At 66.5% G+C, this 25,622-nt stretch carries 25 protein-coding genes; 9 read left to right on the top strand and 16 right to left on the bottom strand.

Features of this window, described 5'->3' with window-relative positions; translation table 11 throughout:
* Positions 1–15: 15 nt before the first annotated feature.
* The 3 genes from AC3WMA_RS00210 to lptF are packed head-to-tail and all read right to left on the bottom strand — an operon-like array spanning position 16 to position 4,905.
* Positions 16–2,571, bottom strand: coding sequence for an LPS-assembly protein LptD (locus AC3WMA_RS00210; RefSeq protein WP_492283419.1), 2,556 nt, complete (start codon positions 2,569–2,571; stop codon positions 16–18).
* Between the two features lie 49 nt (positions 2,572–2,620).
* Positions 2,621–3,712: an LPS export ABC transporter permease LptG gene (lptG, locus tag AC3WMA_RS00205; RefSeq protein WP_492283418.1), complete on the bottom strand. Its 1,092-nt coding sequence runs from the start codon at positions 3,710–3,712 to the stop codon at positions 2,621–2,623.
* A complete protein-coding gene (lptF, locus tag AC3WMA_RS00200; protein WP_492283417.1) occupies positions 3,712–4,905 on the bottom strand; it encodes an LPS export ABC transporter permease LptF in 1,194 nt (397 codons plus the stop codon). Before lptF ends, lptG begins: the two co-directional genes overlap by 1 nt.
* Positions 4,906–5,060: 155 nt before the next feature.
* Here lptF and AC3WMA_RS00195 point away from each other — a divergent pair, with 155 nt between their 5' ends.
* The 5 genes from AC3WMA_RS00195 (at position 5,061) to AC3WMA_RS00175 (ending at position 8,681) form a co-directional block, all read left to right on the top strand.
* Positions 5,061–6,554: a leucyl aminopeptidase gene (locus AC3WMA_RS00195; protein ID WP_492283416.1), complete on the top strand. Its 1,494-nt coding sequence runs from the start codon at positions 5,061–5,063 to the stop codon at positions 6,552–6,554.
* Between the two features lie 49 nt (positions 6,555–6,603).
* Positions 6,604–7,056: a DNA polymerase III subunit chi gene (locus tag AC3WMA_RS00190; RefSeq protein WP_492283415.1), complete on the top strand. Its 453-nt coding sequence runs from the start codon at positions 6,604–6,606 to the stop codon at positions 7,054–7,056.
* Positions 7,053–7,463: a hypothetical protein gene (locus AC3WMA_RS00185; RefSeq protein ID WP_492283414.1), complete on the top strand. Its 411-nt coding sequence runs from the start codon at positions 7,053–7,055 to the stop codon at positions 7,461–7,463. The genes AC3WMA_RS00190 and AC3WMA_RS00185 overlap by 4 nt, the downstream gene beginning before the upstream one ends.
* Positions 7,464–7,602: 139 nt before the next feature.
* Positions 7,603–8,325, top strand: coding sequence for an AzlC family ABC transporter permease (locus AC3WMA_RS00180; protein WP_492283413.1), 723 nt, complete (start codon positions 7,603–7,605; stop codon positions 8,323–8,325).
* Positions 8,322–8,681: an AzlD domain-containing protein gene (locus AC3WMA_RS00175; protein WP_492283412.1), complete on the top strand. Its 360-nt coding sequence runs from the start codon at positions 8,322–8,324 to the stop codon at positions 8,679–8,681. The genes AC3WMA_RS00180 and AC3WMA_RS00175 overlap by 4 nt, the downstream gene beginning before the upstream one ends.
* Here the strand turns inward: AC3WMA_RS00175 and AC3WMA_RS00170 are convergent.
* From AC3WMA_RS00170 to AC3WMA_RS00140, 7 genes are all read right to left on the bottom strand, one after another.
* Positions 8,678–9,571 carry a sigma-70 family RNA polymerase sigma factor gene (locus AC3WMA_RS00170; RefSeq protein WP_492283411.1) on the bottom strand — a complete coding sequence of 298 codons (894 nt, stop codon included), beginning with the start codon at positions 9,569–9,571 and terminating at the stop codon, positions 8,678–8,680. The genes AC3WMA_RS00175 and AC3WMA_RS00170 overlap by 4 nt on opposite strands.
* Before the next feature lie 19 nt (positions 9,572–9,590).
* Complete coding sequence (locus AC3WMA_RS00165; protein ID WP_492283410.1) at positions 9,591–10,061, bottom strand: carboxymuconolactone decarboxylase family protein; 471 nt, start codon at positions 10,059–10,061, stop codon at positions 9,591–9,593.
* Positions 10,062–10,123: 62 nt separating this feature from the next.
* Entirely contained in the window at positions 10,124–10,552 is a 429-nt protein-coding gene (locus AC3WMA_RS00160; RefSeq protein WP_492283409.1) for an HIT family protein, read from the bottom strand.
* 89 nt (positions 10,553–10,641) lie between these two features.
* A complete protein-coding gene (locus tag AC3WMA_RS00155) occupies positions 10,642–11,415 on the bottom strand; it encodes a 2'-5' RNA ligase family protein (RefSeq protein ID WP_492283408.1) in 774 nt (257 codons plus the stop codon).
* Positions 11,408–12,646, bottom strand: coding sequence for a GNAT family N-acetyltransferase (locus AC3WMA_RS00150; protein WP_492283407.1), 1,239 nt, complete (start codon positions 12,644–12,646; stop codon positions 11,408–11,410). The genes AC3WMA_RS00155 and AC3WMA_RS00150 overlap by 8 nt, the downstream gene beginning before the upstream one ends.
* Positions 12,643–13,422 (bottom strand): glycerophosphodiester phosphodiesterase family protein, encoded by a 780-nt coding sequence (locus AC3WMA_RS00145; protein WP_492283406.1) that lies wholly within the window; start codon positions 13,420–13,422, stop codon positions 12,643–12,645. The genes AC3WMA_RS00150 and AC3WMA_RS00145 overlap by 4 nt, the downstream gene beginning before the upstream one ends.
* The gene (locus tag AC3WMA_RS00140; protein ID WP_492283405.1) at positions 13,422–13,895 is read right to left on the bottom strand and encodes a RidA family protein; all 474 of its coding nucleotides are present in this window, start codon (positions 13,893–13,895) and stop codon (positions 13,422–13,424) included. The genes AC3WMA_RS00145 and AC3WMA_RS00140 overlap by 1 nt, the downstream gene beginning before the upstream one ends.
* A 195-nt stretch (positions 13,896–14,090) precedes the next feature.
* On the opposite strand from AC3WMA_RS00140, the gene AC3WMA_RS00135 reads away from it, so the two are divergent.
* The gene (locus AC3WMA_RS00135) at positions 14,091–14,936 is read left to right on the top strand and encodes a cell envelope integrity EipB family protein (protein ID WP_492283404.1); all 846 of its coding nucleotides are present in this window, start codon (positions 14,091–14,093) and stop codon (positions 14,934–14,936) included.
* Here the strand turns inward: AC3WMA_RS00135 and AC3WMA_RS00130 are convergent.
* The gene (locus AC3WMA_RS00130) at positions 14,893–16,242 is read right to left on the bottom strand and encodes a DNA polymerase IV (RefSeq protein WP_492283403.1); all 1,350 of its coding nucleotides are present in this window, start codon (positions 16,240–16,242) and stop codon (positions 14,893–14,895) included. The two genes, AC3WMA_RS00135 and AC3WMA_RS00130, sit on opposite strands and share 44 nt — an antisense overlap.
* On the bottom strand, positions 16,239–16,529 hold the full coding sequence (locus AC3WMA_RS00125; protein ID WP_492283402.1) for a DUF3572 domain-containing protein: 291 nt from the start codon (positions 16,527–16,529) through the stop codon (positions 16,239–16,241). Before AC3WMA_RS00125 ends, AC3WMA_RS00130 begins: the two co-directional genes overlap by 4 nt.
* A gap of 131 nt (positions 16,530–16,660) precedes the next feature.
* Between AC3WMA_RS00125 and AC3WMA_RS00120 the strand changes: the two genes are divergently transcribed.
* Together AC3WMA_RS00120 and AC3WMA_RS00115 are read left to right on the top strand one after the other, a co-directional pair.
* Entirely contained in the window at positions 16,661–17,029 is a 369-nt protein-coding gene (locus tag AC3WMA_RS00120) for a response regulator (protein WP_492283401.1), read from the top strand.
* 18 nt (positions 17,030–17,047) lie between these two features.
* Positions 17,048–18,424 (top strand): PleD family two-component system response regulator, encoded by a 1,377-nt coding sequence (locus AC3WMA_RS00115; RefSeq protein ID WP_492283400.1) that lies wholly within the window; start codon positions 17,048–17,050, stop codon positions 18,422–18,424.
* A 399-nt stretch (positions 18,425–18,823) separates the two neighbouring features.
* On the opposite strand, the gene AC3WMA_RS00110 is transcribed toward AC3WMA_RS00115, so the two are convergent.
* Entirely contained in the window at positions 18,824–19,309 is a 486-nt protein-coding gene (locus AC3WMA_RS00110; protein WP_492283399.1) for a MerR family transcriptional regulator, read from the bottom strand.
* A gap of 84 nt (positions 19,310–19,393) precedes the next feature.
* On the opposite strand from AC3WMA_RS00110, the gene AC3WMA_RS00105 reads away from it, so the two are divergent.
* On the top strand, positions 19,394–20,632 hold the full coding sequence (locus AC3WMA_RS00105; protein WP_492283398.1) for an NADH:flavin oxidoreductase/NADH oxidase family protein: 1,239 nt from the start codon (positions 19,394–19,396) through the stop codon (positions 20,630–20,632).
* 13 nt (positions 20,633–20,645) lie between these two features.
* Here the strand turns inward: AC3WMA_RS00105 and AC3WMA_RS00100 are convergent, their stop codons facing one another.
* From AC3WMA_RS00100 to AC3WMA_RS00090, 3 genes are all read right to left on the bottom strand, one after another.
* Complete coding sequence (locus AC3WMA_RS00100) at positions 20,646–21,431, bottom strand: MBL fold metallo-hydrolase (RefSeq protein ID WP_492284716.1); 786 nt, start codon at positions 21,429–21,431, stop codon at positions 20,646–20,648.
* Positions 21,432–21,433: 2 nt separating this feature from the next.
* Positions 21,434–24,064, bottom strand: coding sequence for an aconitate hydratase AcnA (acnA, locus tag AC3WMA_RS00095; protein WP_492283397.1), 2,631 nt, complete (start codon positions 24,062–24,064; stop codon positions 21,434–21,436).
* Between the two features lie 342 nt (positions 24,065–24,406).
* The gene (locus AC3WMA_RS00090; protein ID WP_492283396.1) at positions 24,407–25,525 is read right to left on the bottom strand and encodes a PLP-dependent cysteine synthase family protein; all 1,119 of its coding nucleotides are present in this window, start codon (positions 25,523–25,525) and stop codon (positions 24,407–24,409) included.
* Between the last annotated feature and the right edge of the window lie 97 nt (positions 25,526–25,622).

Genomic DNA, 25,622 nt, shown 5'->3' with positions numbered 1-25,622 from the left:
ATCGCGGGCCGGTGATTAGTTCGACGAGCCGACGCCGTCGCTTGAGGAGCTCGAGCTGAGGTTCTGCGAGTAGCTGATCTCGCCCAGCGTGCGCAGCTCGAGGCGGAACATGACCGTGCGCGTGTCTTTTGTCGATCCCGCCTGGCGGTCGGCATAGCTCTGCGAATAGCTGATGTCGAAGACCGTGCACTCGTCGGTGTAGTTGATACCGAACGAGGTCGAGGCGGTCTGGAACGGCCCGGTATTCGGGTAGATCGGCATCGCGGCGACCGCCGGGGCCGCCATGTAGGACGCGTAGGCGTCGCGATAGCGCTCGCGATCGTACTTGTACTTGTCGAGATCGAACAGCACGCCGGCCCGCAGGCGCCAGTTCTCGGCCACGCGCAGCGAGCCACTCAGGGAGAGGCCTTCGCGGCGGCGCGAGATGCCGAGATCAGGCTGCGGCTCGTAGCGGCCATAGCCCACCGAGGCGGTGATGACGCTGTTGGCATAGGTCGCGGCGGCATCGATGCGCTGGGCCTCGAAGGTCGTCGCGTTGAGGCGCGTCGCGCCGGTCAGGAAGAAGCCCTTGAACGGCGAGAGCTGCGCGCGGGCGACATAGTCGGAATTGCGGGTCTCGAGACCGGAGTTCAGGCCGGTATTGAGCAGGTCGCCGCTGGCGAAGGAATTGCGCCCGGCGAGCTGGAAGGACTGGCCGATGAGCAGGTTGGCAAAGGATTCCTTGCCGAAGCGCCCGGTATAGAGAGCGCCGACATTCGCGCGGGTGCCGCCTTCGACGCGGTCGAAGCCGGAGAACTTGCCGCTCCATTCGAACAGGTTGTTGGCGTCGAAGACCAGGCTCTGCGCGTCTTCGTTGGCGACGCGCAGGCTGTTCGTCTCGTTCGGGCGCGCGACGATCTGCGCGACCGGCTCGATGATATGCGTGCCCCAGTCGGTCTTGGCGACGAACGGATAGCGATACATCAGGCCGATGGCCGGCATGACCCGCCCGAACACCTCGTCCGAGGTGTCGGCGATGGTCGCGACGCGCGAATTGATCGGTCCGGTCGTGTCCGGGTTGATCGAGAAGATATCGGCCCGCACGGAGGCGTAGGGCGTCCACATCTGCCCGAGCGGGTCGATGAAGTTGCGGCGCCATGAAACCTGCGCCGTCGCCCGCGAGACATTGCCGGCAAGGCCGCGCACGAGGCAGCGATTCTTGTCGTAGACGGCGCAGCCGTCATAGAGCGAATAGCTCGGCGTCGTGATCAGGTAGCTCTTCTGCTGCGGCAGCTCCGAGAAGGCTGCGGTGTCGCGCGTCAGGCTGGTCAGGTTGACGTTGAACGACAGCTCGCCGCCGAGGAAGGACGGCTTGTGGACGCGCTTGTCGTAGTCCAGCACCGGCAGCACGACGGGCTGCTGCTTCTGCCAGTCCTGGTAGTTCAGGGGCTGGAAATAGTAGCCACGCAGATCGAACCACGCGCTCTCGCTCTGGCCGTTGAGATAGGCGGTCGAGATCGCTTCCTGCAGATAGGTGGTGGTGCTGAGGCTCTCGTTGCGGATGCGATAGTTCTTGTAGAACCACCGATCCGTCGACATCGAGGCATTCCAGCCGACCGTCCAGCGCGGATTGATGAAGAACTTGCCGTTCGTCTCCACCGAACCGCGGAACTCCTTGTCGCGGGGGCCGAGCGGGCTTGGCAGATAGGCGTCCTGGTCTTGCTGGAAGATGCCGGAAGCCCTGATCGCGTAGGAGCCGCTCACCAGGCGATGCCGCCATTCCATCTGGCCGAGGAAGCCCTGGCGGCTGAAATAGGTGGGCGTCACCGTGAGATCGTAGTTCGGCGCCAGGTTCAGGAAATAGGGCAGCCCGACGCCGTAGCCGAGCGCCGAGGTGTTGATGAACCGCGGCGACAGGAAGCCTGACTTGCGCTTCACCGTGGAGTCCGGGCCGGACATGTAGGGGATATAGGCCATCGGGATGCCGGCGAACTCGACGCGCGCATCCTCGTAATAGATGGTCTGCTCGGACTTCTTGTGGATGATCCGCGCCGCGCGGACCTGCCACAGCGGCGGCCGCTCCGGGTTGTCCTTGCAGGGTTCGCAGGCGGTGTAGATGCCCTTGTCGAAGACGAAGGTCTCGCCGTCCGTACGTTCGGCGCGGGGCGCCGAGAAACGGGTCTTGTCCGGATTCACGACCCGCAGGGAGTCGATGAAGCCGTCGCGGAAGTCGTCGGTCAGGTTGAACTTGTCGCCGGTGATCACCGTGCCGTTGGCTTCGGTGATCCGGGCATTGCCGACGGCGATGACGCGCTTGCTGCCTTGGTCGTAGGTGACGCGATCGGCCTCGATCGTCCGGCCCTGATAAAGAATCTGGACGTCGCCGACGGCTGCGACCGTCTTCTTGTCGTTGTCATAGACGAGCTCGCGCGCGTCCACGACCATCCGGTCCTGCGGCTTGGCCGCAGCGGCGGTCGCGGGCTTGGGTTGCGCGCCCACCGCCCGATTCTGGGCATGGGCAGGCTCGGCCAGCAGATAGGCCAGGCTGGAGGCGAGAGCCGTCGCCGCCGCAAAGCGTGCTAGCCGGTTCACTCCTGGCCCCATCTCATAAACTCGAAATTAACCATAGGCACAGTACGTTTCACCCATCTTCCTGATGGAGGAGGGCGAGTGCTCCCAGCATTGCCCCCAATGCTGCAGGCAACCACGCCGCGACAACCGGATTGACGATTCCCGACGATCCGAGTTCCTCCGACAAGTGCGTCGCCACATAGAGCACGAACCCGGCCGCGACGCCACCTATCACCAGTTTGGTCACACCACCAAACCGGAAAAATCTTAAAGAAACGGATGCGGCCACCAGCACCATCGCAATGAGCAGCAGCGGGCGCGCCATAAGCGATTGATAGCGCAGCTCATAAGGGGTCGTGTCGAGGCCGGCGCGCTGTGTCCTGTCGATCACAGCCGGCATGGACCAGAAGCCCACCGCGTCGGGTGGGGTGAAGCTCTGGCGCATCTGTTCCGGCTCCAGCGTCGTGGCGAGCACGTAGCTCTTATAGCTCTGTGGCTCTTCCGTGGCGGAGGTGGAGCGCGCGTCGGCGAGCTCCCAATGGCCTGGGCGCAGCAGGGCCTGCCGGGCGTCGATTCGTTCCTTGAAGCTGCCATCGGGGTTGAAGATGAAGAACGCGACCTGCGACAGGCCGTCCTCGTCCGGGAGGGCGCCGGCGGCACGGATGATCGCTTGCCCGTCGACGCTGCGCTGCCGGAGCCAGATTTCCTGGGACAGGCCGGACTTGCCGCCCGTGCGGACGAACAGGCGTGTCTCCAGCGCGGTGGCCTTGCGCTTCAGCTCGGCCGCGACCGGGTTGTAGATCATGATCGAGACCAGCCCGACGATGCCGGCGACGGCGGCGGCCGGCTGCAGGAACTGCCAGGCCGAGACGCCGACGGAGCGGGCGACGACGAGCTCGAGCTTCCGGCTCAGCGTGAGCAACGCGAACATGCCGCCGAACAATGCCGCGAAGGGGAAGATCTGCTCGGCCACGGCCGGCGCCCGGAAGAGCGCGAGCTGGACGATGCGCGGCGTCGTCGCGATCGGGGAATCGCCGGCGCGACGCATCAACTCGACGAAGTCGAGCGTGCCGATCAGGAAGAAGAAGGTGCTGAAGACCCCGACGATGGCGCGCGTGAAGCGCTTCGTCAGATAGCGGCCGAAGGTCGTGAACAGCAGCATCAGGCGCGCCGGAACCGGGCCGCGAGATTGACCAGCGGCGTTGTGACGGGGGACAGCAGGCGAGCCAGGACGGGCTGGATCCGGGCGCCGTAGAAGATGAAGGCCGTGGACAGGACGATGGCCCCGATCGGCAGGATATAGAGCAGCGCGGCCGCGAAGGGCGAACGCACGCTCGCGGTCCAGGCGGCATAGGCCGCGATGCGGGTGGCACCGACGATCATGATCGCCGACTGGATCGCGAGAGCTCGTCCCTGGCGGGTCGTGCGCGCCTCGCCGATGGCGGCAAACGCGATCAGCATGAAGGCGAAGGGATAGAGCGGCGACGAGAGCCGGTTGTGCAGCTCCGCCCGGAAGCGGCCTTCCTGGATCTTGTAGTAGGCCTCGTTCTTGTCCTGCGTGAGCAGCTCCCAGGTCGAGCGCTCGCGCGGCTTGTAGATCACCTTGTCGCCATCGCCCTCGCCGGGGCCTCCGCTGGAATCGCCGGTCAGCGCCGACAGGTTCAGGGCGTAGCGCTCGAAGGAGATGATCGAGGTCGTGCTGGTGTTCTTGGCCTCGCGCTGGATCGTGCCCTTCTCCAGCATCAGGAAGCTCTGGCCCTCGGCCTCGACCGTCCGGCCGCGCTCGGCGAGATAGATCGAGGGCTGCGACGGGTCGCGGCGATCCTGCATGAAGATGCCGATCAGCGCGTCGCCGGCCTTCTCGCGGTAATGGAAGGTCACGCCGGAATCGAGCGAGACGAACTGGCCTTCCTTGACCACGTTGGCGACGAAATCGGCGCGGATCAGCGTGATCAGGTCGCGCAGCATGCGGAAACTCGCGGGCATGACCGAGATGGTCATCCAGGCCACGACCAGCGAGGTCGCGAGCGTCAGCACGATGAAGGGCCGCGTGATCCGCTGCGGCGCCACGCCGGCGGCATTCATCACGATCAGCTCGGAATCACCGTTAAGCCTGTTGAGCGTGTAGAGCGTCGACATGAACAGCGCGACCGGCGCGATGCCGGCGATCAGCGCCGGCAGCGAGAGCAGCGTCACGGTCAGGAAGATCAGGACCGTCTGGCCCTTGCCGGTGATGAGATCGACCTCGCGCAGCGCCTGCGTGACCCAGATCACGCCGGTCAGCCCGAGCAGCAGCACGATCGCCGCCACCGCCGCGATCTTCAGAATGTAGCGATCGAGGCGGTTGAGAAGCACGCGTCGGTTCCGGAGCTGGAGAGCCTTGAGCCCTCCGAGGTGGTTCGTCGGACACACCCTATGGTATAGGCGCGGCGAGGGCGCAAACGGGAATCGTTTGCCGTCTGCCGTCAATTGTCCTTCCCCTGTCATTTTCGCAAGATTGTGAGCGGATCATGTCGCAGCGCCTGAAGCTCGAAATCAAAGCCCTGGATGCCGTCGAGGCGCAGGATCTGGTGATCCTTGTCTCTGATAAGCTCACGGTGCCCGGCGCGGCGCAGGAATGGGCGGGCGAGGGCGCGCAGGCACTGCTGACGCGGGCGGCGGCTGCCGAGCGCTTCAAGGGCAAGGCGCTGGCCGGCCTGACCTTGCCTTCGCCTGAGGGCGCCTCCTATGAGCGCCTCATCGTTGTCGGCGTCGGGCCCGAGGGCGAGCGCGCCAAGCTCGATTTCGTCAAGCTGGGCGGTGCCATCGCCGGCCGGCTCGGCACCGGCCGCAGCGCCGAGATCGTCCTCGCGTTGCCCGAGGGGGCGATCGAGGCGAGACAGGCCGCCGATATCGCGCTGGGGCTCAGGCTGCGCGCCTATGCCTTCGATCGCTACAAGACCAAGAGCAAGGACAAGGACGAGGCCGAGCCGCTGACGGTCACCCTGCGTACGGCTGACGCGTCTTCCGTCAAGAAGGCCGTGAAGACGACTGACGCCATCGCCGCCGGCGTCCTCCAGGCTCGCGACCTCGTGAACGAGCCGCCGAACGTCCTCTATCCCGAGGAGTTCGCCGATCGGGCCGCCAAGCTGGAGAAGCTCGGCGTCGAGATCGAGATCCTCGATGAGAAGGCGCTGAAGAAGATCGGCATGCGCGCGCTGCTCGGCGTCGGCCAGGGCTCCCGCCGTGAAAGCCGCGTCGCCATCATGCGCTGGAATGGCGCGAAGAAAGACGAGAAGCCCGTCGCCTTCGTCGGCAAGGGCGTGACTTTCGACACCGGTGGCATATCGCTGAAGCCGGGCGCCGGCATGGAGGACATGAAGGGCGACATGGCCGGCGCGGCCTGCGTCGTCGGCCTGATGCAGGCGCTCGCCGGCCGCAAGGCCAAGGTCAACGCCATCGGTGTGATTGGCCTCGTCGAGAACATGCCTGACGGCAATGCCCAGCGCCCCGGCGACATCGTCACCTCGCTCTCGGGCCAAACCATCGAGATCATCAACACCGACGCCGAGGGCCGCCTCGTCCTGGCGGACGTGCTCTGGTACACGCAGGAGCGCTTCGAGCCGCGCTTCATGATCAACCTGGCGACGCTGACCGGCGCGATCCTCGTGGCGCTGGCACAGGAGAATGCCGGCCTGTTCAGCAACAATGACGAACTCTCGGAGCGCCTGACGGCGGCCGGCATCGCCACCGGCGAGACGGTCTGGCGCATGCCGCTCGGCAAGGCCTACGACAAGATGATCGATTCGAAATTCGCCGACATGAAGAACTCGGCCGGTCGCTATGGCGGCTCGATCACCGCGGCGCAGTTCCTGCAGCGGCATGTCAACGACACGCCCTGGGCGCATCTCGACATCGCGGGAACCGGAATGGCCGCCGCGAATTCGGAAATCAACCGGTCCTGGGGGCCGGGCTGGGGCGTGCGCCTGCTCGACCGGCTGGTCGCCGACCACTACGAGGATTGATTCGATTTCTGCGATAATGCCGGCAACCCGTTAGGATATAAGGGGTTCGATGGCCGAGATCCTGTTTTTCCATCTGCAGTCCCGCCCGCTGGAGCAGGTCCTGCCGACGATCCTCGACCGCGCCCTGTCGCGCGGCCAGAAGGTCGTCGTCGAGGTCGGCGGCCAGGAGCGTCTGAGCGTGCTCGACGATCACCTCTGGACATATGCGGATGAAAGCTTCCTGCCGCATGTCACGGCGCTGGAGGCCGATGCACCGCAAAATCCGGTCGTGCTGACGACGCAGGCGCATAATCCGAATGCCGCACAGGTCCGGATCTGCGCCGACGGGGTTCGCATTCCCGACGCAATGCAGGACTACGAGCGCGTCGTCCTGATATTCGATGGAGACGATCCCGAGGCGCTCGCTGCCGCCCGCGAGGATTGGAAGAAGGCCAGGGCCTCGGGCCATGCCGCCAGCTACTGGCAGCAGGACGACGCCGGCCGTTGGGAGAAGAAAGCGTGAGACTGCCTGTTCTGTTGCTCTGCACCGCGGCCCTTGCCGGCTGTTCGGTCGATATGGGCGGTTTTGCCTTCCAGTCCGAGACGAAGGGGGGCGTCACCACGATGACGACCACCACCGCCAGCGCCGGCATCTCGACGCGGGAGCCGGTTTTGACGCCGGAAGGCGAATGCAGCGTCGGCGTCTCGCTCGATCCCTCGACCCGGCCGCTGCCGAAGGAGATCGCGCCCGGCATCACCGAATGCGAGCTGCTGAAGCTGAAGGGCGCGCGCCCGACCGACGTGCTCGTCGGCGAGAGCGGCAAGGGCCAGCGCGAGGTCCAGGTGCTCTATTCCGAGCCCGGCGGCCGCGAGATCTACCTCTTCACCGACAATCGCCTGACCCGGATCGTGAAGCCCGGCCAAGGCTGAGGGCATTTCTTGCGCCTGCCGCAGGGCGGGCCGGCTTGCTGATATCTATCAAGCGCCGCATGCATGAACGATAGAGGACGGAGCTTCCGGGCCTGCCGGGATCGAGCCCCTTCCGAATGCATCCCCTCGCGATGACCTCATGAGCGTATCCGCCGACTGGAGCTGGCAGCGCGTCGCGCTGGCCGGCATGCGCGATGCGCTGATGCTGCCGGCCTGGATCGTCGGCTTCGGATTGATCGGGATCGGCTCGCTCGCCCGCGATGTCGGCTATCCCGTCGATGTCGCCGTGCTCTCGACGATCCTGGTCTGGGCCGGCCCGTCGCAGGTGCTCTTCTTCGCTTCGATCGCGGCCGGCGCCGCCTGGAGCGCCATCGCGATCGCGATCGGCTTTGCCTCGTTGCGTTTCCTGCCGATGACGATGGCGATCCTGCCGCTGCTGCGCCGTCCCGGCCAGAGCGTCTGGCAGCAGCTTTTCCTCGCGCATTACGTTGCTGTCACTGCCTGGAGCGAGGGCCTGCGGCGCCTGCCCGGCATCGCCCCGCATCAGCGCGTCGCCTATTTCCTCGGCTTCGCCAATACCTGCATGGCGGTGAGCTCGATCGGCACCTTCGCGGGCTATTACCTGCTCGGCGCACTGCCGATCCCCTTCGCCGCCGGTCTGTTGTGCCTCACGCCCATGTTCTTTCTGGTCTCGCTGATCGCCGGCTTGCGCCATCGCGGTGACGTGGCGGCGCTCCTGCTCGGGCTTGCGCTGGCGCCGATCTGCGAACGCTTCATCGGCGGAGGCTTCGACCTGATCGTCGCGGGCCTTGTCGCAGGAACCATCGCCTTTCTCATCGGACGGAAGCGGAGGCCGGCATGACCCAGCCGATCGCCCTGCTCGACGGGCCGCTCTGGCCCTATCTCGCGCTGATGCTCTTTGCCGTGTTGCCGACGGAAATCTGGCGCTGGCTCGCGGTCGGCTTCGCGCGTGGACTCTCCAATGACTCGCCATTGCTGGAATGGGTGAGGGCGGTCGCGACCGCGCTGCTCGCAGGGATCGTCGCCAAGCTGATCGTCTCGCCGCCGGGTGTGCTGGCGGCAGCTCCGGGCTGGGTGCGTATCGCGGCATTGGCTGCCGCGGCTGCCGTGATGCTGTTCGACAAGCGCCGGATGATGCTCGCGGTCCTGGCCGGTGAGACGGTCCTGATCGGGGGCGTCTGGCTGTTCGCTGGCTAGGCCTCCGCCAGCAAACGCCGGACATGGCCGAGCTTGTCGGGGTTGCGGATGACGTAGATCGCTGCGACCGCCCCGTCGCGGATGTCGAGGGCCATCGCCTGCACGGTCTCGCCGCGCTCCAGGCTGACATAGCCGGGCAGCCCGTTGATCATCACGAATTGATAGCGCGTGGTCGCCCGTGCCTCCCGTTCGACATGGCGGCTGATACCGGCGAAGAAGCGGCCGATCTTGTCGCTGCCAAGGATCGGGTTCAGCACCGAATTGACCTTGCCGCCGCCATCCGCGCGCAGGATCGCGTCATGGGCGAGCATGCTCTTGAGGATGGTGGCATCGGTACTGTGGGCGGCCTCGAAGAAGGCTTTTGCATAACGTCTTGCCTCTTCCGGTGAGAGCGGATGGCGCGGGCCGTCCTCCTCGCGCGCATGGCGGCGCGCCCGTGAGACCAATTGCCGGCAGGCGGCTTCGCTGCGCCCGAGCGTATCGGCGATTTCGCTGAACGGCAGATCGAAGACATCGTGCAGCAGGAAGGCGGCGCGCTCCAGCGGCGACAGCCGCTCCAGCGCGAGCTGGAGTGCGTAGGGCACGTCGATCGCTTCGTCGGCGCTCGGAGCCGCGCCGATCGTCTCGATCAGCGGCTCGGGCAGCCAGGCACCGACATAGGTCTCGCGCTTGCGCCGCGCCGATTTCATCAGGTCGAGGCAGAGCCGTGTCACCACGCGCCCAAGCCAGGCGCGCGGATTGGCGATCGCCTCCGGCGCGGAGTCATGCCAGCGCAGCCATGCATCCTGCACCACATCCTCGGCATCGCTGAGCGAGCCGAGCATGCGGTAGGCGAGGCGGGTCAGGTAGGACCGGTTGGCCTCGAAGGGGCTGGCGGGCGCGCTCGTCATGCGCGCCGGGCTGGCGTCATCAGGCGGCAGCCTCGCTCTTGCGCGGCCGGTCGGCCGGATGGCGCGTGCGGAAGCCCACATTGACGCGGTTCCAGGTGTTGATGGCGCCGATGGCGAAGGACAGGTCGACCATGTCCTTCTCGCTGAAATGCTCCTTGAGCTCGGCATAGGCCGCGTCGCTCGGGCTGCGCTCGGAGGCGCGGGTCAATTCTTCCGTCCAGCGCAGGGCGGCGCGCTCGCGCGGCGTATAGAGCTCGGATTCCTCCCAGGCATTGAGCAGGTTGATGCGCGCCTCGGTCTCGCCGGCCTTGCGCGCGTCGAGCACATGCATGTGCAGGCAATAGGCACAGCGGTTGATCTGCGAGGCGCGGATCTTCACCAGCTCCATCAGGCTGTGCTCGAGGGCCGACTTGTTGACGTAATCCTGCAGGACCAGCATGGCCTTGTAGGCTTCGGGCGCGATCTGGAAGGCGTTGAGGCGTTGGCTCATGATTGTCTCCATCGGTTGATGACGACAAGACGAGGCAGCTCACCCCGCTGTGACATGGCCCGTCAGATTTTTTTCAGGGCCTCGCGGATTTTCTCGGCATTGCTGGCGAGCACCTCGTTCTTCTCCATCGCGCCGGTATGCGGGCGCAGCGCCACGCCGTCGAAACGCGGCATGACATGGACGTGGAGATGGAACACGACCTGGCCGCCGGCGGCCTCGTTGAATTGCTGGATGGTGACGCCTTCTGCCGAGAAGGCAGCCTTCACCGCGCGCGCCAGCTTCTGCGTGGTCAGCGCCACCGCCTTCAGCGCATCGGCCGGGGCATCGAAGACATTGCGGCAGGCTGCCTTCGGGACCACCAGCACATGGCCGTCGGCACGCGGCATGATGTCCATGATCGCGAGCGTGTCAGTGTCCTCGTAGACGGTGTGGGAGGGCAACTCGCCGCGCAGGATCTTGGCGAAGACGTTGGACGGATCATAGGCGGTCATGGCGGGTCCGGCAGGATCGAAAAAGGTAGGCGCAAGCTGCGGCGCGCCAGCCGGGGCGTCAAGGCCGCGGACCGGCTGATGGGCCTGCCTCAGGCGCCGAGCGGCAGCACCGTCTCGACATGGGCGTCGAGCACGAGATCGTCGCTGGCGCCCATGACCTGAAGCTCGCTGACGGTGAGGCTGAGCAGGGACTTACCCCACCAGCGCGCGACGATGTCGGCCAGCGCCGCGGTCTCGCCGGCATCGAGATCGTCGGTGAGGTTGTAGAGGCCGATCAGCCAGATATCGCCCGGCGCCCGGCCGAAAGCGGCCTGGACCTCCTGCAACATGTTCCGGCCGGCGCGCTTCTCCGGATAGACCGGCAGATAGAGCCGCCCGCGATTGACATTGCCGGAGAAGAGCCCGCGCAGCTCGACTGTGAAGGGCTCTATCCGGCGCAGGGCTTCGCGCGTTTCTGCGGCGATGACCGGTGCCTCGGCGAGACCGAGCGAGCCGCAAACCGTCGCATGCAGGCGATCCTGCCGTTTCGGCAGGATGTTCCAGGCGATCTTATGGGCGAAGGGCGCGGCCTTCAGTTCAGCCTCCAGAGCGAGGAAGGCGGGCGAAGCGCGTAACACGCTGTCTTCCACCGGCAGAACCAGCGAATAGACTGCCGGGTGGCGGCCCATCTCGTAGAACTTGCCCTCGCGCCGGGCGATGATTCCGGGATGCTCCGGCGCGACCAGAGGCAGATGCGCCAGCCGGTAGCTTTCGTCGAGCGTCAGCGGCATTGTGAAGTCGGTGAGGCTGCGGCGATAGCCGAGTTCGTCGTCCTCGCAGAAGATCGGAGCGGAGGCGGCAGTCGCGAGCGCGGCGTCAGTCATCGGAGGTCTCTGTCTTGCGGAAGGGGCTTTCGGCTGCGAGCGCTTCGCGCGCCGCCGCGATCTGCTCGCGCTCCTGCGCAAGATAGGCGGCGACAGGCCGGCGCAGGCCGGGGTCGGCGATATGGTGCAGCGAGCGGGTGATGACCGGCCGGTAGCCGCGCGCGAGCTTATGCTCGCCCTGCGCACCGGCCTCGACGCGGGCGAGGCCGTGCGCAATCGCATAGTCGATGGCCTGGTGGTAGCAGACCTCGAAATGCAGGAAGGGATGGTCTTCGATGCAACCCCAGTTGCGGCCATAGAGCGTGTTGGCGCCGCGGAAATTGATGGCGCCGGCAATGTAGCGCCCGGCGCGCTTCGCCATCACCAGCACGATCCGCTCGCCCATCGCCGCGCCGACCGCTGAGAAGAACGCGCGGTTGAGATAAGGGCGGCCCCATTTGCGCGAGCCGGTATCCTCATAGAACGAGAAGAAGTCGTCCCAGACCGCTGCGGTGAGATCGTTGCCGGAGAGGACATCGATGCTGATGCCGTTAGCGAGCGCCTCGCGCCGCTCACGCTTCAGCGCCTTGCGCTTGCGGGAGGCCAGCGTCGCCAGGAAGTCGTCGTAGGTGCCGAAGCCTTCGTTCTGCCAATGGAACTGCAGGTCGTTGCGCTCGACATAGCCGGCCTGCTTCAGCGCGGCGAGGTCCGGCTCCTGCGCGAAGGTGACATGGACCGAGGAGGATTGCGTCTGCCCCCGCAGGGCCTCCAGCCCGCTGATCAGCGCGGCGCGGGCCTCGTCGGCGCGGGGGCCGTCAGCGACCAGGAGGCGCGGGCCGGTTGCCGGAGTGAAGGGCGCGGCGACCTGAAGCTTGGGATAATAGCGCCCGCCCGCTCGCTCATAGGCATCGGCCCAGCTGTGGTCGAAGACATATTCGCCCTGGCTGTGGCTTTTCAGGAAGCTGGGCGATGCCGCCAAGAGCTGGCCGGCGTCGTCCTCGACGAGGAGATAGGCAAGCGACCAGCCGGTGCGGCCACCGATGCAGCGGCTGTCTTCCAGCGCTATGAGGAATTCATGGCTGACGAAGGGATTGTCCCGGTCGAGCGCGGGATCGGTAGGCTGCGTAGCGGGCGCCGATATTGCGTCCGCCAGCGCATGAGGATTGGCGCAGGCATTCCATGCGCCTGCGGGGACGGCCTTGAGGGAGGTCGCGACACGAACGGTGAGATCGCTACCCTCCGCTTCGCTCAAGGGCGAAAGCCCTCGAAGACCATCTGGTCGGCCATGGCCGCGGCCCGCTGCCGCTCTTCCGGCGTGCGCACCGTCCAGCTCATCAGGGGCAGGCCGAGCGCGTTGCGGCAGAGATAGGGCGCGGCGCTCTCCAGATCCGTGACCTTCCAGGAGACGAAGTCCGGCCGGCTCTCGGTGAAGTGCAGCAGATTGGCCAACGCATGCTTCCGCTCCGGCGAGAGGCTGACATAATCGCCGTAATCATAGGCATTCATCGCCACGATGCCGCGCGGAATCTCCGGCGCCAGCTCGCGCAGGGCCTTCACGATATCCGGATCGAAGGATTTGATCACGATCGGGTGACCCTTGTAGCCCGCGACAACCTCCACGGTTCGCTTGGTCAGGGTCAGATCACCGTCGAACCGGCTCTTGATCTCGATCACGAGCGGCACGCGCCCGCCGATCAGGTCGAGGAAGGCCGAGAGCGTGAGGATGGGATCGTTCGACCCCTTGAGCGTGATCGCGCCGAGCTCCGCGGCCTTGCGCGCGACGACAGTACCGGTCTCACCCGTCAGGCGGTCGAGCACGAAATCGTGGAAGACGACCGCCTCGCCATCGGCGGTGAGCTGGACGTCGCATTCGATGCCGAACCCGCCCGCGATCGCGGCTGTGGCAGCGGAGGGGCTGTTCTCGATCACGCCGGAAGCGAGATCATGCAGGCCGCGATGGGCGATCGGCTTCGCCACCACCCAGCCCAGATCGGGCCGGCAGGCATTCTTGAGAGTCCCTGCGGACATCAGGCGATCTCGAACATCGCTTCGACCTCGACGGCGGCATCGGCCGGCAGTTCGGCGACGCCGACGGTCGAGCGGGCATGGCGGCCCTTGTCGCCGAGCACCTCGACCATCAGGTCGGACGCACCGTTCATGATCGCCGGCAGGGCGGAGAAATGCGGCGCGGAGTTGATGAAGCCACCGAGGCGGACGCAGCGCACGATGCGGCCGAGATCGCCGCCGAGCGCGGCCTTCGCCTGCGCCAGCACGTTGATGGCGCAGAGGCGGGCGGCTTCAAGGCCGGCCTCGTTGAAGATTTCGGCGCCGAGCTTGCCCTTGTGCTTGTCCGCGAGCTTGCCGTCGAGCCCGAAGCAAATCTGGCCCGAGATGATCAGAAGGTTGCCGGTAATCACATACGGCACATAGTTGGCGATGGGCGCGGCCGGGGACGGCAGGGTGATGCCGAGTTCGGCGAGGCGGGTATCGGCGGCGTTCATGGGCTTGGCTCCGCGAGCGAGGCAGGGTGCCTTCGGGCAGGCCTTTCATGGCCGATGGCCGGGCAGCCCGCAAGCACCGTGGCATGCCGGGCGGGCAGGGCCGATGCGACGGTTGTGAGAGCGGCCTCCGCCATGTTTGCGCCATTGCCGCGATGCACCTAGATTTCGCAGCAGGCCACAACGGACAAGCGACGCATGAACGGAACAGTCTCGAAGTTCGCGACCCAGGCGAGCGGGGTTTTGGCGGGAGCGCTGGTTCTGGCCGCCGTGCCGGCCTGGGCGCAAGCCGCGCCCGAGCGGGTGGTGCTGTCGCCGCATCGTGCGGTCTATGACCTCGTGCTCGACAGCACCAAGCCATCCGGCAACATCGAGACAGCGAAGGGCCGCATCGCTTTCGAGTTCACCGGCGATGCCTGCGAGGGCTATGCGCTGTCGTTTCGGCAGGTGACGCAGCTCGGCACCGAGGCCGGTCCGCGCCTGATCGATGCCCGCACCACCAGTTTCGAGGCCGGCGACGGCGCGAATTACCGCTTCAAGACCGAAAGCACCGCCGCCGGCGCCAAGCCGGACACGGTCGACGGCACCGCGCAGAAGAGCGATGGCGGCTATGAGGTGAAGCTGCGCCTGCCCAAGGTCGAGACGCATCGCGAGGCGAGCGACGCGCTGTTCCCGAATGCGCAGATGAAGGCCGTGATCCAGGCCGCGCGCGCCGGGCAGAAGACGCTGAGCGTCAGGCTCTATGACGGAGCCAATTCCGGCAAGGAGGTCTATGACACGCTCTCGATCATCGGGAAGCGCATCGAGGCCGCCCCCTCCGAGAAGCCGTTGCAGCGCCCCGAATTCGAGAAGCTGGCGCGCTGGCCGGTGACGATCTCCTATTTCAAGGCGGGCTCCGGCGAATCGACGCCGGCCTACAGCATCAATTTCGAGCTCTACGAGAACGGCGTCACCGGCGCGATCCGGCTCGATTACGGCTCGTTTGCGCTGCGCGGCACGCTCACTCGTCTGGATCTTCTTCCTCAGGAGCCTTGCGCGAAGTAGCGGGCTCCGACGAGCGGCGCTGCGGCAGGCGCAGGCTCAGGCCCTTGCCGATCGCCTCGTCCCCGAAGCGGGCGCGCAACTTGTCGAGTGCGCCCTCCATCGCCTTCAGGCGTGGCGTTGCGGTGTCGGCGAGATCGCCATGGTCGGCGGCCTCCGGCGGGCTGAAATCGCTCGCGCCGATGCCGATCAGGCGATAATGCGCGCCGTTGCATTCGCGCTTCAGCAGGTCGCCCCCGGCCGTGAAGAGGCGGGCGGCAAGCTGCGTCGGCTCCGGCAGGCGGGCGGCGCGGGTGATGATGTGGAAGTCGGCCGTCTTCAGCTTCAGGGTGATGGTCCGGCCCGCAAGCTCCTGCGCCTTCAGCCTTTTCGATGTCTTTTCGCAGAGCCGCCACAGGATCGGTTCCAGCTCCTCGAAGCGGGCGAGATCGACATCGAGCGTCGTTTCGCTTGAAACGCTCTTGGTCTCGCGCTCCGGCGTGACCTGGCGGGTATCGATGCCGTTGGCGAGGTTCTTCAGGCGCGGCCCGTCCTTGCCGGCAAGCTTGAAGAGTTTGTCGACGGGCGCCTCGCGCAGGTCACCGATCAGCTTGAAGCCGCCTTCCGCGAGCCTGGCGACACCGGCCGGACCCATGCCGGGGATGAGGCTGATCGGCTTGGTCGAGAGGAAGGCGACGGCCTCGCCCCGCCCGATGATCGAGAAGCCGCGCGGCTTGTCGAGGTCGGAGGCGACCTTGGCCAGGAATTTGGCATAGGACAGGCCGACCGAGATGGTGATGCCGAGCTCGGCTTCGACATGTCTCGCGAAGCGCGCCAGCGTCACAGCAGGGCTGGCATGATGCAATCGCTCCGTCCCGGAGAGGTCGAGGAAGGCCTCGTCGATCGAGAGCGGCTCGACCAGCGGCGTGAGTTCCCGCATGAGCTGGCGGACCTGGCGGCCGACCGTGACGTATTTCGCCATGTTCGGCTTGACCACCACGGCGTCAGGGCAGGCCTTCAGCGCCTTGAACATCGGCATGGCCGAGCGGACACCGTAGGTGCGGGCGATATAGCAGCAGGTCGAGACCACGCCGCGCTTGCCGCCGCCGACGATGACCGGCTTGTCTTGCAGGCTCGGATCGTCGCGCTTCTCGATCGTGGCGTAGAAGGCGTCGCAATCGATATGGGCGAGGCTCAAGCTGTCGCGCTCGCTATGACTGAGCAGGCGCGGCGAGCCGCAGGCCGGGCAGCGTTTCGCTGGCCCGGATGAGTCGTGATCCGCGAGGCAGTCGCGGCAGAGCCAGCGCGGCGAGGGCGCGCCCGTGCTCACGGGATGTCGTCCGGCTCCGGCCCGGCGAGGACGCGCCTGGCATCGGCGACGATTTCGGGATTCAGCCTTAAATTTCCGGCAAACTCCAGCAGGAGCGAATCGCTGCTGCCGATATGGTCGAGTACGGCGGCGAGGAAGCCGGGTTCTCCGGCGGCTTGGCGCAGATTGGCCGGGTTGAGGCCTGTCGTGCTTAGAAAGGGCTCGATCCGCTCGGGTTCGGAAGCCAGGAAGGCAAGGGCCTGGAGCGCGAGCGCCTCGGCCTCGTCTGTGGTCGGTCGTCGTATCATGAGGCCTTGAGTCGGGTATCCGGTTTGCGTTTCGTCAACTGCTCGTGTGCTACGCAATCATCTGATGATGCCGCCAATTTGGAAAGCCCGCCTTCGGCGTGGCGCTCCCGGCACAAATGAAGGGCGGCCCGATGAAGACGGTTCTGATCGTCGAGGACAACGAGCTCAACATGAAGCTCTTCAACGATCTGCTCGAGGCCCATGGCTACGCGACGCTGAAGACGTCGGATGGCATCGAGGCGATCGAGTTGGCGCGGACGCATCATCCGGCGTTGATCCTGATGGATATCCAGCTTCCGGAGGTCTCCGGGCTCGAGGTCACCAAATGGATCAAGGAGGATGACGACCTGAAGATGATCCCGGTCGTCGCGGTCACGGCCTTCGCCATGAAGGGCGACGAGGAGCGGATCCGGGAGGGCGGCTGCGAGGCCTATCTCTCCAAGCCGATCTCGGTCGCCAAATTCCTGGAGACCGTCCGCACCTATGCCGGCGCGGCCTGAGCCGGCGAAAGCACAGCCATGACCGCCCGCGTACTCGTCGTCGACGACATTCCCGCCAATGTGAAGTTGCTCGAAGCCAAGCTCTCGGCCGAGTATTTCGGCGTGGTCACGGCGACGAACGGGCGCGACGCGATCGCGCTTTGCGAGCGCGGCGAGGTCGATATCGTCCTGCTCGACGTGATGATGCCGGGCATGAACGGCTTCGAGGTCTGCCGGCGCCTCAAGGGCGCGCCCTCGACCGCGCATATCCCCGTGGTGATCGTCACCACGCTCGACCAGCCTCGCGACCGCCTGCAGGGTCTCGATGCCGGCGCCGACGATTTCCTGACCAAGCCGCTCGACGATACCGCGCTCTTTGCCCGCGTGCGCAGCCTTGCCCGGCTGAAGGCAATGACCGACGAATTGCGCAGCCGCGCCGTCGCCTCGGTCCGCCTGGGCATCGCCGACCCGCTTGCGACGGCGGCGGCCGAGACCGGGCTGAATGGCCGCATCCTCGTGATCGAGGATCGACCGAGCGCTGCCGAGCGGGTGCAGAGCGCGCTTTCGGCCTTCCATGCTGTGGAGATCGAGGACGACGCCCAGCAGGCCGTGATGCGCGCCGCCGAGGGCGATTTCGATGCCGTCGTGATCAGCCTGGGCCTGCAGGGGCAGGACGGCCTGCGCCTGTGCAGCCAGCTGCGCTCGCTGGAGCGGACCCGCAACATGTCCGTGCTGCTCATGGGCGAGGCCGAGGATCGCGAGCGTATCCTGCGCGGGCTCGAGATCGGCGCGCATGATTTTCTGCTCCGCCCGATCGACCGCAATGAATTGCTGGCGCGCGTGCGCACGCAAGTGCGCCGCAAGCGCTTCACCGAGCGGCTCCGCGACAGCGTGCAGTCATCGATGGAAATGGCGGTGATGGACCAGCTCACCGGGCTGCATAACCGCCGCTTCATGGACAACCGGCTCTCGGTGATGTTCGACGAATCGGCGCTGCGTGCCCGTTCGCTCTCGCTGCTCGTGCTCGACATCGATCATTTCAAGTCGGTCAACGACAGCTGGGGCCACGATGCCGGCGACGAGGTCCTGCGCGAATTCGCCGACCGCGTCCGCGCCTGCACGCGCGGCATCGATCTCGTTGCGCGCATGGGCGGCGAGGAGATCGTCGTCGTGCTGCCCGATACCGGGCGCGATGCCGCCTATCGCGTGGCCGAGCGCATTCGCGAGCGGGTCGAGAGTTCGCCTTTCGCGGTCCAGAGCAATACCCGCGACATCAAGGTCACGGTCTCCGTCGGCGTCTCGAACCGGCGCGCCGGCGATGCCTCGTCTGCCGACATGATGAAGCGGGCGGACGACGCGCTCTACCGGGCCAAGGCCGGCGGCCGTAACCGCGTGATCGTCGCCAGCGCGGCGTAAGGCGCAGACCCCTTCGCTGCAGCCCCTCGCAGCGTCATCTTCAAGCTTATTATCAGGCGATTGCGCCAAGTTTCTGAAGTCGAGCAGTAATACGGCTTGGCATTCGTGCGTGCGCTGCAGGCTTTAAGCTTAGCAGGTAGGGTTAACGATCGATGAATCCGGCCGATCGGTCGGATTTGATTGATTCAGATGCGGCGCATTGTAGAGATTGTGCAACGCAGTGATCACGCAGATCGCTCCCAAATGCCCCTCGGGTGCTCAGGTCCGCCGCATCTCCTGGGAAACCGAAGGGCTCGGCCGGTCGGTAACGGATTTCTGGCCTCCTCAGAACCGTCGCCGGCCGGCCACCTTGCGTTGCCATGCGATGGCTGAGAATCAGATTCGCTATACTTGCCGTTTCTAGTTCGCCTTGAATGTGCGGCGCCGGGTCTTCTTCGCGAGCAGCCCGCCGTCACCAATCGGGATGTCCGCGTTCCCGATCTTGCCTCCAAGCATATGCGAGAGCGCACGGCGCGCGTTGGTGGCGCAGTCGATGTCGTCAGGCTTCGCCTCGATATCGGCCAGCAGCGTGACAAGCTGGGCCTTGCTCTCCGTCAGCCGCGCCTCGAGCGCCTCGATATCCGCCACCTTGCGGCGCAGCGCCGCGACCAGCGCGACGTGATCCCAGTTGTCGAGCCCCGGCGGCAGGAGCTTGCGGATCTCATCGAGACTGAAGCCGGCCTTCTGCGCGGTCGTGATCAATTCCAGCACAAGCACGGCTTCGGGCGGATAGGTGCGGTAGCCGTTCGGGCGCCGATCGACGGTCCGGAGCAGGCCGGCGCTCTCATAGAAGCGGATACGCGAATTCGTGAGGCCCGTCCGTTTCGCCAGCTCACCGATATTCATCGCCTCCGCTCCCTCGGAAAGCTGCTTGACCTTCAACTTAACTAAAAGGTTACGGTCTGCGCAACTTCTCGAAGGAGACCCCTGATGTCCCTGTTTTCACCGCTGACACTGCCCAACGGCGCCGTCATCCCCAACCGCATCGCCAAGGCCGCGATGGAGGAGAACATGGCCGATGCCGACCACGCCCCCTCGGCCGAGCTGATCAATCTCTACCGCGCCTGGGCCGAAGGCGAGGCCGGTCTGATCATCACCGGTAACGTGATGGTCGATGCCCGCGCCATGACCGGTCCCGGCGGCGTGGTGCTGGAGAACGAGCGCCATCTCGACCGCTTCAGGGCCTGGGCCGCGGCGTCCCGCTCGCATGGCGCGCAGGTCTGGATGCAGATCAACCATCCCGGCCGCCAGATGCCGGCGAGCCTGGGCCAGGAGACACTGGCGCCTTCCGCGATCGCACTGGATCTTGGCGCGCAGTCGAAGCGCTTTCCGGTGCCGCGCGCGATGACGGAATTCGAAATCGCCGAGGTCGAGCGCCGCTTCGTCGCAACCGCGCGCCTGGCCGAGCGCGCCGGCTTCACCGGCGTCGAGATCCATGCGGCGCATGGCTACCTGCTCAGCCAGTTCCTCTCACCTCTGTCGAACCATCGGCGGGACCAATGGGGCGGCAGCCTGGAGAACCGCGCCCGCCTGCTCACCGAGATCGTGCGCGGGGTTCGTGCCGCCGTCGCGCCGGGCTTCGCCATCGCGGTCAAGCTCAACTCCGCCGATTTCCAGCGCGGCGGCTTCTCGCCCGAGGATGCGAAGGCCGTGGTCGCGATGCTGAACCCGCTCGGCGTCGATCTCGTCGAGCTCTCCGGCGGCAGCTACGAGGCGCCGGCGATGATGGGCGCCGCACGCAACGAGCGGACGTTGGCGCGGGAAGCCTATTTCCTAGAGTTCGCTCGCGAGATCGCGGAGGTCGCGACGATGCCGCTGATGGTCACCGGTGGCATCAGGCGGTACGACGTCGCGGAGAGGGTCATCGCCAGCGGCGTCGCCATGGCGGGGATTGCGACCGCATTGGCGATCGAGCCCCGCCTGCCGCGCAACTGGCGGGCCGGAAAGGCCGATGCGCCCTCGCTGAGGCCGATCACCTGGCGGAACAAGCCGCTTGCGTCGTCCGCCCATATGGCGGCCGCGCGCTACCAGCTGGCGCGTCTCAGCCATCGGCGGCGCACGGCCCCGAATGTCTCGCCGGTCTGGGCGCTGCTCTGCGCGCAGGTCGAGGGGACGCGGCGCGCCCGCCGGTACCGGCGCTGGATAGCCCGGCAGGAGGCTGTCGCCTGAGCTGGCGGAGCCGTCAGCTTTGCCCACCGGCTGCGAGGTCGATATCGGTCAATGTCGTGATGTCGTCGCCGAACCAGGCGCGGATCGATGCTCGCCGCTTGCCGAGATAGTGCGGCTTGCCATCGATGAGCACCATGGGCATGTCGTGGCCGGGAACGACCACCGTGCCAGGCCGGGCGCGCCAGCGATCCCAGATCATCTCGATCGAGGCGCGGCTGACGGCGGCGTCATAGGTCATGTCGGTATCGCCCGAAATCAGCTCGGCCCGGTTCTTCGCCGCGTCGCCAGTGAAGATGATGTCGCGTGCCGGCGTGCGCCAATGGAAGACGAGGCAACCGGGCGTATGCCCGGGGGCCAGATGGGCGGTCATGCCCGGAAAGACCTCCGATCCGTCGGCGACCTTCTCGCAGGTCCGCCAATCGGCCAGCGCACGCACATAGAGCTCCGGAACCGGCGTCTCGCCCCAGGGCTCGTTCAGCGCCCAGTCCAGCTCGACCGTGCCGACCACGATCCTGGCGTCGCGAAACAGCGTCCAGTTGACCGAATGATCGTAATGCGAATGCGTCAGCAGCAGGTCGGTGACCTCGGCGGGCTTGAGGTTACGTACGGCCAGCTGCTCGATGATCAGTTTGCGCATGCCGAAATTGCCAGCATCGACCAGTGCGACGCGCTCTCCCGAGCGCAGCAGCGCCACCGTGCTCCAGCCAAGTCCGCCATGGCAGGCGGATTTGCCGGGGAAGCCGCAGATGACGAGGTCGAGGTCCGAGCCCGCTAGTTCGGGCGGCGTGTCGAGCGGCATGGTCACGCTACTCCCTTGGCGTGTTCAGGCGCGGCGAGCAGGCCGGACAGGACATGCGGGATGAGGCCTCCGGATTTGAGGAGGGTGACTTCCAGCGACGTCTCGATCGCTGCCCGCAGGCTGAGCCGCGTCACGCGGCCATCCGCTCTCACGATCGCCAGCGGCACGTCGCAGCGCGGAGCGAGCCCGCTTGGCGACAGGTCGATCTCGAACAGGTCCTGCGATCCGATGTCGAGCGTGTCCGGGCTGATACCCTCGGGCAGCAGCAGGGGCAGCACGCCCATGCCGATCAGGTTCGTGCGGTGGATGCGCTCGATGCTCGCCGCGATCACGGCACGAACCCCCAGCAAGGCGACGGCCTTGGCGGCCCAGTCGCGCGACGAGCCCATGCCGTAGCGCTCGCCGGCGACGAGCACCAGCGGAATGCCGGCGCGAGCGTAGCGTGCTGCGGCCTCCGTCAGGGTGACGATGTCGCCGGACGGCTCGTGGCGGGTCATGCCGGCCGGCGCCTGCGGCACCAGCCGGTTGACGGCGAGCCGGTTGGTGAAGGCGCCGCGCAGCATGACCTCGAAATTGCCGCGTCGTGACGCGTAGACATTGAGATCGGCCGGATCGCTGCCACGCTCGACGATGTAGCGACCAGCCGCGCTGTCGGGGCGGATCTGGTTCGCCGGGGAGATATGGTCGGTGGTGACGTCGTCGCCGAGCACGAGCAGCGCGCGGGCCGGGCCAATCGCGGGAGCCAGCCCGGCCGGCCGCACGAAGGGCGGCCTTCGCAGATAGGTCGAGCCTGCGTCCCAGGGAAAGCGCGGTCCCGCGGGGGCGTCGAGTTCGACCCAGAGCGGGCGCGTGGCGGCCTCGCGGTAGGCGGCGTCGAAATCGCCGACCTCCCAGCCCGTGGCGAGGGCGGCATCGATCTCGGCGCCCGTCGGCCAGATGTCGCGCAGCATCACCGGCCTGCCGTCGGCCGCGATGCCGAGGGGCTCGCTCATGATGTCGATATCGACCGTTCCGGCCAGCGCGAAGGCGATGACAAGGGCAGGCGAGGCCAGGAAGCCGTATTCCAGGTCCGGGTGGACCCGGCCGGGAAAGTTCCGGTTGCCCGACAGGACCGCGACCGGCCGAAAGCCCGCTCGACCGAGCTGCTCTTGCACGACCTCGGGGAGGGCGCCGGAATTGCCGATGCAAGTCGTGCAGCCATAGCCGACGATGCCGAACCCGAGCGCTTCGAGATCCGCCATCAACCCCGCCCGGCGCAGAAAGCGCTCCGCTGTCGGCGAGCCCGGCGCCAGCGAGGTCTTGACGTACGCCGCGGGCCGCAACCCGAGTTCACGGGCCTTGCGGGCGAGCACGCCGGCAGCGGCCAGCATGGCGGCGTCCGAGGTGTTGGTGCAGCTCGTGATCGCGGCGATCACCACGGCGCCGTCGGGAACGGTCTCTGAACCGGAGGAGAGCGGCGGTTCGAAAGCGCTCCGGGTCCTGCCGGCGGGAATCCTGTCTTGCGGACGGCGCGGCCCGGCGACGCTCGCCTCGATCCGATCGAGGTCGATGGCGATGCTACGGGTGAAGCGGAGCGAGGAATCCGGATCGAACCAGAGCCCGGCAGCCTTCGCATAGGTTTCGACCAGAATGCGGTCAGATTCGGGGCGGCCGATCTTCGCGAGATAGGCGAGCGAGGCCGCGTCGATCGGGAAATAGCCGGTCGAGGCGCCGTATTCGGGCGCCATGTTGGCGATCGCCGCCCGCTCGCCGACGGAAAGCGTGGCGACGCCGGGCCCATGGAACTCGACGAAATCGCCGGTCACGCCGAGCGCGCGCAAGGCGCGCGTGATCTCCAAGGCAAGGTCGGTTGCCGTCGCGCCCTCGCGCAGCCGCCCGGTCAGCCGGACGCCGACGACATTGGGGATGCGCAGCACGACGGGCACGCCGAACAGCGCGCCCTCGGCTTCGAGGCCGCCGACGCCCCAGCCGAGCACCCCGAGGCCGTTGACCGTCGGCGTATGGCTGTCGGTGCCGAGCAGGGCGTCGGGAAAGGCGCGCCGCTGCCCGGCTTGCGTCTCGCGGACGACGATACGGGACAGCCGTTCCAGGTTGATCGTGTGCATGATGCCGGAGCCGGGCGGGTGGACGCGGATGCCCGGCATCGCCGCGGACGCCCATTTCATCAGCCGGTAGCGCTCGGCGTTGCGGGCGAACTCCTTCTCCAGATTGCGCTGGAAGGCATCGGCGCGGCCGAAGAAGTCGACGCCCGAGGAGTGGTCGGTCGAGACATCGACCGGAATCCGCGGCATCAGCAGGTCGGGGTCGCCCCCATGTTCGCCGAGGACGTCACGCATCGCCGCGATATCGACCAGGGCCGGCCCGCAGGTCGTGTCATGCATCATGATGCGGTTGGGCAGGAACGGGATTTCGGCAAGGCTGCTACCGTTCTCCAGCCACTCCCGGAACGCGTGGGGCAGATGGTCGGTTTCCTCTGCCGGCGCCGTCCGCATCGCATTCTCGAGCAGGATGCGCAGGACATGCGGCAGCCGGCGGTAGTCTGCGCCAAGCAGGGAGGCGCAATCGAGACGGAAGATCGTCTCGCCTCCGGCCTCGAAGGGAGCCCAGCTCGGTGTTCTGCTTGCGTGTTCCACGTTGCCCGTCCGGACTCGAAGCCCGCCTTGTCGAGAGGAGCGGCCCGGAGGTCGATCCCTGTGCTTGCGTGTTCTCGCATGGTCGCGCCACGACGCTCAACCGTGGTCGGGCAGATGCAGTGGCGATGATCTTGTTTCGATCCAAGTGAGATTGCCCGGTCAGCGGTGGCTGCCCATGCCAACGATGATGAAATCGTGCTCGGCCACCATTCCGCGCCTCTCGAATCTGCTTTGGGATCGTCGGTGGCGGAGCGCTTTCTGCGCAGGGCAGGGAGGTCTCGATTCGCCCCGCCAGCCTGCGGGCCATGGCGGCCCACCCGCCCAACGGCCACGATATTCGCCTCAGCCGCCACACTCCTCCATGGCGACGTCGAGTTCTCCGCCCTGCAGGAAGGTTTCGAAGGCAGGTTCGAAGGGGGATGGGTCCAGGCCGTTGGCTTCAAGCCAGGCATCGGCATAGTAGCTGTTCGAATAGCGCTCGCCGGAATCGCAGATCAGCGTCACCAGAGATCCCGATAGGCCGGCCTTCGCCATGCGGGCCGCGTGATGGCACATCGCGGCGAAATTCGTGCCTGTCGAGCCGCCGACGCGGCGCCCGAGCCGGCGCGACAGCACTCGCATCGCTGCCAGCGAGACGGCATCCGGCACCCGCAGCATGGTATCGATCACACCCGGTACGAAGGAGGGCTCCACGCGCGGCCTCCCGATGCCTTCGATGCGCGAGGGGCGCTCGCATCGGCATGACGGGTTTCGCGTGGCAAAGCCTTCGAAGAAAGCGGAGCGCTCGACATCCGCTACCGAGAGCAGCGTGGCATGGCGCTTGTAGCGGATATAGCGGCCGATGGTGGCGGTGGTGCCGCCGGTGCCCGCGCTCATCACGACCCAGGACGGGATCGGATGGCGTTCGCCCGCCAGCTGCTGGAAGATCGACTCCGCGATGTTGTTGTTTCCGCGCCAGTCCGTGGCCCGCTCGGCATGGGTGAACTGGTCCATGAAATGGCCGGACAGGCGCGCGGCCAGCTCCGCCGACTCAGCATAGATCCGCTCGCCGTCGTCGATGAAATGGCAACGCCCGCCGTAATGTTCGATCGCGGCGATCTTTTCCGGGGAGGTGGAGCGCGGCATGACGGCATAAAACGGAACGCCGATCATGCGGGCGAAATACGCCTCCGACACCGCCGTCGAGCCGGAGGACGCCTCGACCACCGCCGTGTCCTTGCGGATCAGGCCGTTGCAGAGCGCATAGAGGAAGAGCGAGCGTGCCAGCCGGTGTTTCAGGCTGCCGGTCGGATGGGTGGATTCATCCTTCAGGTACAGATCGATCCCGGTCAGTGCGGGTGTATCGAGCTTCCACAGATGGGTATCGGCCGAGCGGCGCTGGTCGGCTTCGATCGCCGCGATCGCCTGGTCGACCCAGTCGCGGGCCGTTGCCGTGGCATTCCTGTCCAATGCGACACCCATTTGAGCTCTCCGCTCGGCGGCCGACAGATCGGGGCCGTCTATCTGGTCGGGCCTCGTCGCCGGTGTAAAGCGCCGAAAGCGCGATACCCCGGACGGT

Source organism: Allobosea sp. FW305-C-101, from assembly GCF_058783685.1.
Note: the sequence above shows the minus strand (reverse complement) of the source record. Positions and strands in the feature narration are given on the sequence as shown.

What these genes read in the sequence shown, in the direction of transcription:
- AC3WMA_RS00135 (WP_492283404.1), top strand. Translation starts at nt 14,091, where the DNA reads ATGAACGGAACAGTCTCGAAGTTCGCGACCCAGGCGAGCGGGGTTTTG.
- AC3WMA_RS00105 (WP_492283398.1), top strand. Translation starts at nt 19,394, where the DNA reads ATGTCCCTGTTTTCACCGCTGACACTGCCCAACGGCGCCGTCATCCCC.
- AC3WMA_RS00115 (WP_492283400.1), top strand. Translation starts at nt 17,048, where the DNA reads ATGACCGCCCGCGTACTCGTCGTCGACGACATTCCCGCCAATGTGAAG.
- AC3WMA_RS00125 (WP_492283402.1), bottom strand. Translation starts at nt 16,529, where the DNA reads ATGATACGACGACCGACCACAGACGAGGCCGAGGCGCTCGCGCTCCAG.
- AC3WMA_RS00195 (WP_492283416.1), top strand. Translation starts at nt 5,061, where the DNA reads ATGTCGCAGCGCCTGAAGCTCGAAATCAAAGCCCTGGATGCCGTCGAG.
- AC3WMA_RS00165 (WP_492283410.1), bottom strand. Translation starts at nt 10,061, where the DNA reads ATGAGCCAACGCCTCAACGCCTTCCAGATCGCGCCCGAAGCCTACAAG.
- AC3WMA_RS00145 (WP_492283406.1), bottom strand. Translation starts at nt 13,422, where the DNA reads ATGTCCGCAGGGACTCTCAAGAATGCCTGCCGGCCCGATCTGGGCTGG.
- AC3WMA_RS00190 (WP_492283415.1), top strand. Translation starts at nt 6,604, where the DNA reads ATGGCCGAGATCCTGTTTTTCCATCTGCAGTCCCGCCCGCTGGAGCAG.
- AC3WMA_RS00155 (WP_492283408.1), bottom strand. Translation starts at nt 11,415, where the DNA reads ATGACTGACGCCGCGCTCGCGACTGCCGCCTCCGCTCCGATCTTCTGC.
- AC3WMA_RS00140 (WP_492283405.1), bottom strand. Translation starts at nt 13,895, where the DNA reads ATGAACGCCGCCGATACCCGCCTCGCCGAACTCGGCATCACCCTGCCG.
- AC3WMA_RS00180 (WP_492283413.1), top strand. Translation starts at nt 7,603, where the DNA reads ATGAGCGTATCCGCCGACTGGAGCTGGCAGCGCGTCGCGCTGGCCGGC.
- AC3WMA_RS00175 (WP_492283412.1), top strand. Translation starts at nt 8,322, where the DNA reads ATGACCCAGCCGATCGCCCTGCTCGACGGGCCGCTCTGGCCCTATCTC.
- AC3WMA_RS00100 (WP_492284716.1), bottom strand. Translation starts at nt 21,431, where the DNA reads ATGCCGCTCGACACGCCGCCCGAACTAGCGGGCTCGGACCTCGACCTC.
- lptG (WP_492283418.1), bottom strand. Translation starts at nt 3,712, where the DNA reads ATGCTGCTGTTCACGACCTTCGGCCGCTATCTGACGAAGCGCTTCACG.
- AC3WMA_RS00160 (WP_492283409.1), bottom strand. Translation starts at nt 10,552, where the DNA reads ATGACCGCCTATGATCCGTCCAACGTCTTCGCCAAGATCCTGCGCGGC.
- AC3WMA_RS00110 (WP_492283399.1), bottom strand. Translation starts at nt 19,309, where the DNA reads ATGAATATCGGTGAGCTGGCGAAACGGACGGGCCTCACGAATTCGCGT.
- AC3WMA_RS00170 (WP_492283411.1), bottom strand. Translation starts at nt 9,571, where the DNA reads ATGACGAGCGCGCCCGCCAGCCCCTTCGAGGCCAACCGGTCCTACCTG.
- AC3WMA_RS00090 (WP_492283396.1), bottom strand. Translation starts at nt 25,525, where the DNA reads ATGGGTGTCGCATTGGACAGGAATGCCACGGCAACGGCCCGCGACTGG.
- AC3WMA_RS00120 (WP_492283401.1), top strand. Translation starts at nt 16,661, where the DNA reads ATGAAGACGGTTCTGATCGTCGAGGACAACGAGCTCAACATGAAGCTC.